12 protein-coding genes and 1 tRNA gene are annotated in these 11,972 nt (G+C 63.5%); 11 read left to right on the top strand and 2 right to left on the bottom strand.

Features of this window, described 5'->3' with window-relative positions; genetic code table 11:
* Positions 1-49 precede the first annotated feature (49 nt).
* The 4 genes from JQ574_RS05040 to JQ574_RS05055 all read left to right on the top strand — a co-directional run bounded on the left by JQ574_RS05040 (position 50) and on the right by JQ574_RS05055 (position 3,770).
* Positions 50-439: a hypothetical protein gene (locus tag JQ574_RS05040; protein WP_212209332.1), complete on the top strand. Its 390-nt coding sequence runs from the start codon at positions 50-52 to the stop codon at positions 437-439.
* Between the two features lie 123 nt (positions 440-562).
* Positions 563-2,632, top strand: a complete 2,070-nt coding sequence (locus JQ574_RS05045; RefSeq protein WP_212383357.1) for a triacylglycerol lipase — start codon at positions 563-565, stop codon at positions 2,630-2,632.
* A 7-nt stretch (positions 2,633-2,639) separates the two neighbouring features.
* Positions 2,640-3,380, top strand: a complete 741-nt coding sequence (locus JQ574_RS05050; RefSeq protein WP_212383360.1) for a hypothetical protein — start codon at positions 2,640-2,642, stop codon at positions 3,378-3,380.
* Between the two features lie 18 nt (positions 3,381-3,398).
* A complete protein-coding gene (locus JQ574_RS05055; RefSeq protein WP_212209330.1) occupies positions 3,399-3,770 on the top strand; it encodes a hypothetical protein in 372 nt (123 codons plus the stop codon).
* Positions 3,771-3,938: 168 nt separating this feature from the next.
* Here JQ574_RS05055 and JQ574_RS05060 read toward each other — a convergent pair.
* Positions 3,939-4,015: transfer RNA gene (locus tag JQ574_RS05060), tRNA-Arg, on the bottom strand.
* Positions 4,016-4,203: 188 nt separating this feature from the next.
* On the bottom strand, positions 4,204-5,682 hold the full coding sequence (locus tag JQ574_RS05065; protein ID WP_312014711.1) for a HAMP domain-containing sensor histidine kinase: 1,479 nt from the start codon (positions 5,680-5,682) through the stop codon (positions 4,204-4,206).
* Between the two features lie 439 nt (positions 5,683-6,121).
* Here JQ574_RS05065 and rpmH point away from each other — a divergent pair, with 439 nt between their 5' ends.
* The 7 genes from rpmH to JQ574_RS05100 all read left to right on the top strand — a co-directional run bounded on the left by rpmH (position 6,122) and on the right by JQ574_RS05100 (position 11,898).
* Positions 6,122-6,256 (top strand): 50S ribosomal protein L34, encoded by a 135-nt coding sequence (gene rpmH, locus JQ574_RS05070; protein ID WP_006609582.1) that lies wholly within the window; start codon positions 6,122-6,124, stop codon positions 6,254-6,256.
* 25 nt (positions 6,257-6,281) lie between these two features.
* On the top strand, positions 6,282-6,722 hold the full coding sequence (gene rnpA / locus JQ574_RS05075) for a ribonuclease P protein component (protein ID WP_212209329.1): 441 nt from the start codon (positions 6,282-6,284) through the stop codon (positions 6,720-6,722).
* 15 nt (positions 6,723-6,737) lie between these two features.
* Positions 6,738-8,615: a membrane protein insertase YidC gene (yidC, locus tag JQ574_RS05080; protein WP_212209328.1), complete on the top strand. Its 1,878-nt coding sequence runs from the start codon at positions 6,738-6,740 to the stop codon at positions 8,613-8,615.
* A 177-nt stretch (positions 8,616-8,792) separates the two neighbouring features.
* Complete coding sequence (gene yihA / locus JQ574_RS05085; protein WP_212209327.1) at positions 8,793-9,443, top strand: ribosome biogenesis GTP-binding protein YihA/YsxC; 651 nt, start codon at positions 8,793-8,795, stop codon at positions 9,441-9,443.
* Positions 9,443-9,814 (top strand): DUF423 domain-containing protein, encoded by a 372-nt coding sequence (locus JQ574_RS05090; protein ID WP_212383363.1) that lies wholly within the window; start codon positions 9,443-9,445, stop codon positions 9,812-9,814. The genes yihA and JQ574_RS05090 overlap by 1 nt, the downstream gene beginning before the upstream one ends.
* A 123-nt stretch (positions 9,815-9,937) precedes the next feature.
* Entirely contained in the window at positions 9,938-10,834 is an 897-nt protein-coding gene (argB, locus tag JQ574_RS05095) for an acetylglutamate kinase (protein ID WP_212036457.1), read from the top strand.
* Positions 10,835-10,911: 77 nt separating this feature from the next.
* Positions 10,912-11,898, top strand: a complete 987-nt coding sequence (locus JQ574_RS05100; RefSeq protein WP_212209401.1) for a DUF1036 domain-containing protein — start codon at positions 10,912-10,914, stop codon at positions 11,896-11,898.
* The last annotated feature ends 74 nt before the right edge of the window (positions 11,899-11,972 follow it).

The following is an 11,972-nucleotide window of genomic DNA, read 5'->3' on the forward strand; positions in this document are numbered from 1 at the left end:
GCGCGTCCGCCTGGCGAATTCATGATCTCAACTGCCTCAGCACGGTGCCATGAGCCTTTCAGCCGACGCTCTGTACAAAATGTCCGACGTGGAATTGCTGGCCGCCTATGTCGAAGGCCGGCGACAATTCGTCGAAAAGAAATTCACCCGCGATACACACCGGGCGCGGCTGGATTGGATCAAGGCCAAGATGTTCACCGGCAGTTCGGGCGGGGTCACCGAGCGCAACATGGCTATCGACGTCTCGGAAGAGATTGCCCGCAAGGGTCAGGAATTGCGCGAGATGACGCGCGACCTCGACCTGCTCAAGGTCGAGGTCGACATCATCGCGATCGTCATTCGATCCCGCAGCGCATCGGCGCCGACGGGCGTGCAAGGCGAAGACCTGGGTGGAGGCGATCATCCCGAGCGCGAAGGCCGTTCCGGCTCGTCCGACTGACGGTGAGCACGCGACTGCAACTTGCAAGTAGCAATCAGACTGCCTCCAACATAGACAGTGAAGCCGTTGTGATGCATCCTCAAGCTGCGTGAGATCACTCCGGCTACTCGAACGGGGATGGCAATGGGGGCAGGCTGCGACGAACTTGTGATCCTCGTCCATGGAACGGGCGCGTCGCAGCGCGGGCCGAAGGGTCAGGAGCGCTGGTGGCAGCCGGAGAGCGCCTTCGCACAGGAAATACTGACCGAACTCTCCAGGCAGGCCTCGGACAATGCGGATCGGCACTTCCGGCTAGAGGCCTTCGTCTGGTCGGGCGCCAACTCCGAGCGTGAACGGCGAATCGCCGGCCAGACTCTCGCCGAGCGGCTGAAGGATCTGGAAGGCAGACGTATCCCCTTTCACCTCGTCGGCCACAGCCATGGCGGGTCGGTCATTTGGCACGCGATGCGACGCATGCTTCGGGATGGGCGGCCGCGATCGCTGCGAAGCTGGACCACCGTTGGCACCCCCTTCCTAACCTTCGGCGACAGAGGTGCGTTCTACCTGGTGCTATTCCTCTTCCTTTCGCTCTTCACGGTTGGCATGGCCTACCTCCTGCTCGGCTCGTTACCTGGCATCTATGCAACCGAGCTTGGACGCATCGTTCGCGATGTGCCGCCCCTCGCTCTGGTCGGCGTGCTTGCGGGCGGTGCGGTAGTGGTTGCGCTCGTGGCCTATTCGCTCGTGGTGTTCGCGCTCCAGCTGTGGAGGCGAGTGCATGGCCGCTCGCGTCAGATCTCGGCGCACGACGCTGTTTTCCTGGGCGAGCGGTGGCTCCCGCTGGCGCATCCAGAAGACGAGCCGATCAACGCCCTCCGCGCGTCAGTCATACAGCCAGCGGAGCCGTTCATGCCCCGATTGAAGGCAGGGCTCGGCGTTCGGGAAGCGGGGAAATTCGAGACCGCGCGCGAGGAAGGGCCTGCCGACAGGAGGCCGGCCCGCCCGCCCATCACGCTCGGCACCGCAGCAACTGCGGTGGTATCGCTGATCGCCGCGCCGTTCTACAACAGGATCGTAGCTCCGCTGCTGGACCAGTTCCTGTGGGAGACCGCGAAGCAGGTCGCCCAGGGGAATGATGTCGCGGGCGAGTACCTGATCCGCTGCGACCGTGCGCCTCCCGAACTCCTCTCTTGTTGGAAAGAGGGTTCGCCGGACTTTCTCGCCAAGCTCTCCACCCTGGCGGACTCCTCGGCGGCAGGCACCGCACGAAACATCCGCAGCCGGCTTGCGGCGATCGGCGAGGGAACCTCGCCCGTGTCTGCGTTCAGCAGCGCGCTCTCCTGGAGAGAGGTGATTCACACGGCCTACTTCGAGCCGGGATGCGGCGTCGCCGCGATCGTTGCGCAGAGGATAATCGAGAGCGGCGGCGTTGCCGGGGCGGCGGGGCCGACCTCTTCCGCGGCATCAGCGGGGCCGGCAAGTCGCAAGCAGCGGCTGTTCCGGCCACGATATCTGTACCTGGCGCTGACCGGCGCGGCGGCCGCGGTTTGCGCTGCCGCGTCCATCTCCACTGTAGCCATCGAACGGGCTTGGCTCTGGCCATACACGAACGCGTTCCAGATCGACCGAATCTACACGAGCCTGTTCGAGGCGCGAGCCACATCGCTTCGCCTCATGCAGGGGCTCGACAAAATTCTGATCCACTGGGTGCTGCTCGACCGCACCGAGATGGCGATATCCACCGCACTGAAACTCGACGACATGATCCGATACATGGGCGTGAACGCCAGGCTTGAGCGACTGCAGGACATCGCCTTCGCCATTGGCGCGAAAGGCTCGGCGGCCGATCTCGCTCTTCTCCTTCGCAGCGACTTTTGCGCGAAGAGGGGACCCTCCTGCCTGGAGGGCCGGAACAAGGATGAAGTGACCGCATATCTCCTGGCGCACGCGGCTGCTGGCGGACGGGCAGCGGGAAACGGCTTTCACCGAATCCCGGAGAAGCAACTCGAGGAGATGGTGTCAAAGGCGAGCCGGGATACCTGGTCGCCGGAGTATCTCGTACGCGTGATGCTGCATGCGGGAGCCTTCGAACTGGCGGAGCGCTTCGCCGCGGTTAATTCGTCGTTCTGTGACGGAGTCAGAGATTGGGCGCGTGAGTCTCCCGACGGAGTCCCGACCAATAGCATTCCGAGCCTGTCTGGATGCGCCGATTGAGGACTATGTGGCGGGACAAAGCCACGATTACCGAAACTACTTCTCGCTTCCTTCGACGGTTCTGCGTCAAGTTATCAAGGCCCTTCCGGGTTCCGAGTTGAAGTCCTGCAAATCAGAGGTTCTTGGCGCAGCCAATGCGATGATCCGTTGCGAGGAAGACCGGAAAAATCTCACTCTCATCTTCAAAGACATGCAGCAGCGCGAGCTTACGTATAGTCCAGCGACGCCGGCACATGCGCTGCTTACAGAAATCTCCAATTACGGCAGTGACCTGCCGTCCTGTCTCTCTCCGCTGGACAGCCGGATCGCGTACCTGCAGCTCTGCCTTCGACGGGCAAGCGAGCCGGCGTCGCCGGATACGCGGAGCGAACCTCCGATCCCATCTGCCGAGGAGGACCGTTTGTCGTGGTGGACATCCGATGTCTGGAAATCAGGAGCTGAGCAGCAGTCCCCGATCTGCCGCGAAGACGTCGCCGCGATAGGCAGCGGATATGGAGGGAAGATGCTGGCGATGAATCGCCGGCTGGACGAACTCACGCCGCGCGACCGTGAGGAGGTGAAGCGGCTGGTCACGCTTCGGACCGATTACGAGCTCAAACAGCCGCAGTTCATCGATCCTACGACAGCCGGCAAAATGGACATCGCCGACGCCAGGTGCGGATGGGCCAGCTTGGCGCTGGCCTGGACGTGGCTCGGGCATGAAAAGCAGTCCACAAAACTTCTCGACGCAGTGCTGCCGAAGCAATAGCCGGCCTCCGGCACCCAGATGCTCGACTTCTATCTCGGCATTGCGGATGCCCTGGCCAAACGCGCTCCCGCGCAGGCCAAGCGGTTTCTCGACGGGTCCTTCGACCTGGTGGACGATAACGATCCTGCCCTGTTCCGCAAATCGAGCGACGGATCGATCGATGATTTCTTCGTCTATGGAAAGTCGGACATTGCCCGGCTATATGCCGACATCGGCGAGTATCGCCTCGCGGCCGCGACGAACAACATGGTCGACCGGTTCAACGAGGGGGCTGTGTCCGCTTATCTGACCATCCTCGAATCGGAAATCCGAAGCGCCGCGCGATACGCTGATGCGGTCCTGAAGGCGGCCTTGCGCTCACCGCGCCCACCCGGCTTCCGGCTGAACTGACGCGACGGTCGAAGCTCGAAAGCTGCCCCCTGGTGCCCATCTTGTTCTGGAGTGGTAGCAAAATGGCGCCCCGCGCTCGATGAAGATGGGGCACTACTGCTTCGCCGTAGCACTGAGATTGTGAGACGCTCGATCAGCGCACGTTGGCGTCAATGGCGTATTCCGAAATGGCGCGCCCGAAGAGATTCGAACTCCTGACCCCCAGATTCGTAGTCTGGTGCTCTATCCAGCTGAGCTACGGGCGCGTTTTTCGCTAGGGCCATCGTGGGCTAGTCGCCCCGATGCATCCGAATGGTGTCGGAAACGTCGCGAAAGAGCGCTTTAGCTACCCGCTCCGCGTCCGATTGGCAAGCTCCGGAACGCGGGTTCTGGCAAACGATTTGGCCGGGGCAAACCGGCCAGATCGGTCACAAAAGGCAGCAAATAGCGTGATTTACGCCCGTGCCCGCTCGTTGCGGACGCTTTGCAGTTCCACCGGGCGGTCGGGAATCGAGATCCGGAAGGTGGCGCCGATGGTGCCTTCGACCAGATGGATATCGCCGCCATGGGCGCGAACCAGTTCGGCGGCGATGGCGAGGCCAAGCCCGCTGCCGCCGGGCCGGCCGGAGGTCTGGAAGGCCTCGAACAAATGCTCGCGCGCCCGCGCCGGCACGCCGGGGCCGGTATCGGAAACCTCGATGATCGCGACCGCGCCTTCGCGGCGGCCGGTGATGCGGATCTGCAGCGCCGCCGCATCGTCCTTCGGACGGGACTCCAGCGCCTGCGCGGCGTTGCGCACCAAATTGAGCAGCACGCGGAACAGCTGATCGGGATCGGCGTCCACAGTGAGGCCGCGTTCGATCGCGCTGACCCAGGCGATCGAGGCGTCGGCGGCAATGCCTGCGGATTCGCGCACTTCGGCCACCACGGGCTCGATCAGGATCATGCGGCGGTCGGGGGCAGCTTCCTGCACGCGGCCGTAGGAGAGCGTCGACTGGCAGAAATCGATGGCGCGCTCCAGCGAACGCATCAGCTTTGGCGCAAAGCGCTGCACCCGCGGATCGGGCACGCTGGCGAGCTGGTCCGACAATAATTGCGACGACGCCAGAAGATTGCGCAAATCATGGTTGATCTTGGAGACCGCAAGGCCGAGCGCGGCGAGCCGGCTCTTTTGATGCAGCATCGACACCAGGTCGCGCTGCATGTCGGACAATTCGCGCTCCACGACCCCGATCTCGTCGCCGCGCTGGCTCGGCACGATGATTCGCGCCGAACTTTCCGGGTTTTCATGGAAACCGACCAGGTTCGCGGTCAGCCGCCGCATCGGCCGTACGAACAGATGATGCATGGCGAAATAGACCAGCGCCGCCGTCAGCATGGCGATCGCCAACGAGACCAGGAGCGTGTTGCGCGAGAAGCGGTACATCGCCTGCCGCAGCGGCGCCTCGTCGACGACGACCTCGATGAATTGCCCGCCGCCGGGCGCAGGTCCCACCACGCGGATCACATGGTTATCCGTCTCCAGCATGGTTTCGATGGAATCGACGATGGCGGACCATACCGTGATGGTGCGCATGTCGATGTCGTGGTCGATCGCCGTCGGCAAATCGGCGCTGGCGAGCAGGCGGCGCTGCTGTCCCATCTTGATGGCGACCGCGCGGGCGCCGACGCTCTTCAAAATCTGCCGCGCCAGCGATTCAGGGACCATGCCCGAGGGGGCGGCGTCCAACACCAGCGCCGCGGTGCTCGCCGCGGCAATGCGGTCGTTCAGGCGGTTGATGCGGAAATTCGCGATCGCGGGCACGTAGATCATCAGGCCGGCGATCATGACGAGGGGAATGGTCAGCAGCAGCAGCTTGCCGGACAGGCCGAGCCGGCGCGGCGTCGTGGGCCGCGGCGCTTCAATGGTCGGCTGGTCGTCGGTCGCTGACACGAGATATCCGCCTTGATAACCTTGTTTGACGCGCAGGATCGGACCTTAGGATCGGCCTCATTGCCGCCGCCCGCACGCTGATTTGCGAGGATGCGTTCCGGCCACGGACCGGTCAAATTACCGATCGCTAATGTCCGCCGGTTCCGATGACTGGGGCGAGCTGCCGTCCCGTCCCTAAAAACCCCGCGAAAACAATAATATTCGCCCCAATTGTGCCATTTCAAAGAAGCCCGATTGTGGCACCGCGCAACATTGACGAAAACAGGTCGCTCCCGTATAAGCCGCGCAATTGTCCGCTATGGCCCGGTTCTTTCCGGGGGCGGCTCATTTGGGGCCGTCAATGGCCCGTCTTGGGCCGGCCAGCATTACCGGACTTACCATCAATTCAGCGGCAGTTTGCAATTCAGCGGCAGCTTGCCAGGTTAGCGGAGAACTACCCGTGAAGCGGACTTATCAACCCAGCAAACTGGTGCGCAAGCGCCGTCACGGCTTCCGCGCCCGTCTCGCCACGACCGGCGGCCGCAAGGTTCTCGCTGCGCGCCGTGCGCGTGGCCGCAAGCGTCTGAGCGCCTGAGCCGGACGTCTCCGGAGACCTTATTATGGATCGGCTAAGGCAGCGGGCGGACTTCCTCGCCGTTGCCAATGGCGCGCGAGCCAACAGCGCCGCCTTCGTGGTGCAGGGACGCTGCCGCGACGATGATGGCCCGATCCGGATCGGTTTTACCGTTACCAAAAAGAACGGTACCGCTACCGAGCGTAATCGTATCCGGCGCAGGCTTCGCGAACTGGTGAAGCGGCTGGACGTCATACCGATGCGACCGCACCATGATTATGTGCTAGTCGGGCGGCGCGCGGCGCTGCACCGCGACTTTACGACCATGCTCGACGACCTTCGCCAGGCGCTGCTTCGCCTCGACCGGCAGCCGGCAAAAGTGGCCAAAGCGCTTCCGAACGAAGGCGCTACCGGTTCGCGTCAAGACAACGCGTCCAAAGACACCAAGATAAAGACGACGGCGCGAGCCGGAACCCGAGTGGAATGACGAGACCTTGAAACGATGACCGACAATCGCAACACCATTCTCGCCGTCATTCTGTCCGGCCTCGTGCTGATCGCGTGGCAATATTTCTACAACGCGCCGCAGATGGAACGGCAGCGCCTGCAGTCGCAGACCCAGGCCGAGCTCGCAAAATCCGCGCCGCAGACAGCGCCGGGCTCCACCACCACGCCGACGCCAGGTTCGGCGCCGTCCGCCACCACACCCGCCCAGCCGGGCGTGGCCGCGCCCGTCATCAGCCGCGAGGCCGCGATTGCCGCAAGCCCGCGCGTCAAGATCGACACGCCGCGGGTGACGGGCAGCATCGCATTAAAGGGCGCCCGCATCGACGATCTCGCATTGGTGCAATACCGCGACACCGTCGACCCCAAATCACCTGCAATCGTGCTGTTCTCTCCGTCGAACACCGCTCATCCCTATTATGCCGAGTTCGGCTGGGTCGGGGCCGCAGGCTCGACGGCACGGCTTCCCGACCGCGATACGGTGTGGCAGCAGGAAGGCTCCGGCGCGCTGTCACCGACCCACCCGGTGACGCTGAAATGGGACAATGGCGAAGGCCTCACCTTCCGCCGCACCATTTCGATCGACGACCGCTATCTGTTCAGCGTCAAGGACGATGTCACCAATGTCGGCACCGCGCCGGTCACGCTCTATCCGTTCGCCCTCATCTCTCGTCACGGCACGCCTGAGGTCTCGGGCTATTACATCCTGCATGAAGGCCTGATCGGCTATCTCGGCGACAAGGGCCTGCAGGAGCACGGGTACAAGGCCGTCGCCGAGGCGCCGGTGCTGGGCAGTGGCGGCCGAGGCTTCGAGTTCAATGTCACCAATGGCTGGCTCGGCATCACCGACAAGTACTGGGCTGCGGCGCTGTTGCCTGACACGTCGGCGCGCCTGAAAGCCCGCTTCCTCGCCGAACCGGGCGCCAAGGTCCGTTATCAGACCGACTATTTGCAGGATCCGCAGACCGTCGCGATCGGCGGCACCGGCAGCACCAACGCGCGGCTGTTCGCCGGCGCCAAGGAAGCCAACGTCGTCGGCATCAACTTTCCCTTCGCCGGCCACGGCGGCTACAACAAGCAGCTCGAGCTCAACCATTTCGACCTGTTGATCGACTGGGGCTGGTTCTACTTCATCACCAAGCCGATGTTCCTGGCGCTGGATTACTTCTTCCATTTGGTCGGCAATTTCGGCGTCTCGATCCTGCTGGTGACGGTGCTGGTGAAGCTCTTGTTCTTCCCGCTCGCCAACAAATCCTACGCCTCGATGGCCAAGATGAAATCGGTGCAGCCGCAACTGGCCGCACTGAAGGAGCGCTATCCCGACGACCGCCAGAAGCAGCAACAGGAGATGATGGAGATCTACAAGAAGGAGAAGATCAACCCGGTCGCCGGTTGTCTTCCCGTCCTGTTGCAGATCCCGGTTTTCTTCTCGCTCTACAAGGTGCTGTTCGTCACCATCGAAATGCGCCACGCGCCGTTCTACGGCTGGATCAAGGACCTCTCGGCGCCCGATCCGACCACGATCTTCAATCTGTTCGGGCTGATCCCGTGGGATCCCATGGTGCTCGGACCGCATGTCGGCCCGTATCTGATGCTCGGCGTCTGGCCGATCATCATGGGCATCACGATGTGGATCCAGATGAAGCTCAACCCGACGCCGCCGGATCCGACCCAGAAGATGATCTTCGACTGGATGCCGCTGATCTTCACCTTCATGCTGGCGGGCTTCCCGGCGGGTCTCGTGATCTACTGGGCCTGGAACAACCTGCTGTCGGTGCTGCAGCAGGGCTTCATCATGCGCAAGAACGGCGTGAAGGTTGAGTTGTTCGACAATCTCAAGGCGACGTTCGTCAAGAAGGCCGAGCAGAAGAGCTGACGACCGGCATCTGGTTGTTGGACGCGGATACTCCCAACTCGTCATGCCCGGCCAGAAGCGCGAAGCGCGTCTTCGCGCTAGACGTGCCGGGCATCCACGTCTTTGGGACCCGCGAAAAGAGAAGACGTTGGATGGCCGGGACAAGCCCGGCCATGACGAAGAACGGGAAACCTTCGCATGACCGCGGAAACTGATGCGAAGCTGATCGAAGAGGGACGAAAACTGTTCGCCGGCGAATGGCAGTTCGTCTGGGCCTCGCCGTCGATCGAAACGCTGCCGCCGATGGCCAGCGTGGAGGTGGCGTTTGCCGGCCGTTCCAATGTCGGCAAATCGAGCCTCATCAACGCGCTGACCGGCCGCAACGCGCTGGCGCGCACCTCGCACACGCCCGGACGCACCCAGGAACTGATCTTCTTCGAAGGCCCTGAGAACGCCGGGCTGCGCCTGGTCGACATGCCCGGCTATGGCTACGCCTCGGCGCCGAAGGCCAAGGTCGCGTCCTGGACCAAGCTGATCCATCAATTCCTGCAGGGGCGCGCCACGCTGGCGCGGGTCTATGTGCTGATCGATGCCCGCCACGGCATCAAGGACGTCGACCAGGACGTGCTGAAGACGCTCGATAAATCCGCCGTGAGCTATCAGGTGGTGCTGACCAAGGCCGATCAGGTCAAGCGCACAGAGCTCGAAAAGCACATCGAAGAGACCACAGCCGCGCTCGCCAAACATCCCGCCGCGTTTCCGGACGTGCTGGTGACCTCCTCGCGCGATGGCAGCGGCATGCCGGAATTGCGCGCGGCGATGGTGCGTCTGCTCGGTGAGCGCAGCTGATGTCACGCGCCTGTCGCATCCTGATCGTGCTGGCCGCCATCATGGGCGCCGACGGCGTGATGCTGGCGGCAGCGTCCGCGCATCAGGCCGACGCGTCGCGGCTGGCGTCGGCGTCATCGATGTTGCTGTTCCATGCCACCGCCGTTCTCGCTGCGGTGGCGTTGGCCGAGCGTGGCCTCATCCATATCAGAATCGGCATCGTGGCCGCCTTCGGCTTCGTCATCGCAGCCGCCCTGTTCGCCGGCGACCTGACGCTGCGGCAATACGCCGGACACGGCCTGTTTCCGATGGCCGCGCCAACCGGCGGGACGTTGTTGATTCTGAGTTGGCTGGCGGTCGCCGTGGCTGCGGCGTGGCCGAGGCCCCGGTAACCACCTTTTGGCCTGCGTGAAGCCAAGCGAAATCCGGGCTACGGAATTGCACGCCCACTTTGCGCCCTGCCCGCCAATCAGCTAGAACCCGGCCCGACATCTGGAAATGACGAGAGCCGCTTCATGACCGACTCGCCAAATATCAGCCCGCTCGACCAGGCCCGCATCCTGTCCGAGGCGCTGCCGCACATGCAGCAATATGACGAGGAAACCATCGTCATTAAATATGGCGGCCATGCCATGGGCGCCGAAGATCTGGCCAAGGCTTTCGCCCGCGACATCGTGCTGCTGGAGCAGACCGCGATCAATCCGGTGGTCGTGCATGGCGGCGGGCCGCAGATCGCGACCATGCTGAAGCGGCTCGGCATCCAGTCCGAATTCGCCGCGGGCCTCCGCATCACCGATGCGGCGACGATCGAAATCGTCGAGATGGTGCTGGCCGGTTCGGTCAACAAGCAACTGGTCGGCTACATCAACGAAGCCGGCGGCAAGGCCGTCGGCCTCAGCGGCAAGGACGGCAACATGGTCAAGGCGTCGAAGACGACGCGCACCATGGTCGATCCGGATTCCAACATCGAAAAAGCTGTCGATCTCGGTTTCGTCGGCGACCCCGACAAGGTGGACCTGACCCTGCTGAACCAGCTGATCGGCTATGAGCTGATCCCGGTGCTGGCGCCGCTGGCGACCTCGCATGACGGGCAGACACTGAACGTCAACGCCGACACCTTTGCCGGCGCGGTGGCCGGCGCGCTGAAGGCAAAACGCCTGCTGCTGCTGACCGACGTTCCCGGCGTGCTCGACAAGTCCAAGAAGCTGATTCCGGAACTGTCGGTGAAGGATGCGCGCAAGCTGATCGCCGACGGCACGATTTCCGGCGGCATGATCCCCAAGGTCGAGACCTGCATCTATGCGCTCGAACAGGGCGTGCAGGGCGTCGTCATCATCGACGGCAAGACACAGCACGCCGTGCTGCTCGAATTGTTCACCAATCAGGGTACCGGCACGCTGATCCACAAGTGACAAGCGCGATCTCCCCGCCCGCGAAGCTCACGCGCCGCTTCCGCGCCAGAATGCGGCGGTATGGGAGGCGCACGGTCCTGGCGCTGCCGGCGGCCACGATCTCGCTGTTCGTCTCGTCGTTGCCGGCGCTGGCCGATCTCAAGCTTTGCAACCGTATGAGCTATGTGGTCGAGGCCGCAATCGGCATCGACGACAAATCGGCGACCGCCACCCGGGGTTGGTTTCGCATCGATCCCGCCGCCTGCCGCGTGGTGCTGCAGGGCGCGCTGACCGCGGATCGGGTCCTCCTCAATGCACGCGCGCTCGGCGTCTATGGCGCCTCGCCGGTCGCGCAGGGCGGCAACGACACGCTGTGCATCGCGCCGGAGAATTTCGTCATCGCCGCCGCTCGCCAGTGCCGCTCCGGACAGACCCCGGCACCCTTCACACAGATCACGCCAACGAAAACCGACGACGGCAATCTGGTGGCCTATCTCGCCGAGGGCAGCGAGTATGACGACGAACAGGCGCGCCTGGCCGGAATCCAGCGGCTGCTGGTGATCGCCGGCTATGACGCCGCCCCGATCGACGGCGTCGATGGCCCGAAGACGCAGGCCGCGCTGAGCGCCTTTCTCAGGAATCGCGGGCTTAGCCCCGACATCGTGCAGTCGCCGAACTTCTTCGCCACCATGATCGACGCGGTGCAGTCGCCGTCCGCCACCGGCCTGACTTGGTGCAACGACACGCCGCACAAGATCATGGCCGCGGTCGCCACCGACGACGGCAAGGCCGTGACCAGTCGCGGCTGGTATCGGATCGATCCCGGCAAATGCCTGCATCCCGACCTGACCGGCCAACCGAAACAGGTGTTCAGTTTTGCCGAGGCTGTCGACGGCGAGAACCGCACGGTCAAGCTCAAGGACAAGCCGCTGAACTGGGGCGGCACCAGGGAGCTCTGCACGCGCGAGAGCAAATTCGAAATCAACGAACAGGGCGATTGCGGCAGCCGTGGCCTCAGCCCGATCGGCTTTGCCGTCGTCGACATGACGGGCGGCGGCAGGACGCTGCGGTTCGCGATGCCATGATGCAGTCTATCGTCGTCCCGGCGAAGGCCGGGATCCATAACCACCGATCTGAGTTTTGGCTGATGGCGGCGCCA

The organism is Bradyrhizobium sp. AUGA SZCCT0158 (genome assembly GCF_018130065.1).
Taxonomy (GTDB): domain Bacteria; phylum Pseudomonadota; class Alphaproteobacteria; order Rhizobiales; family Xanthobacteraceae; genus Bradyrhizobium.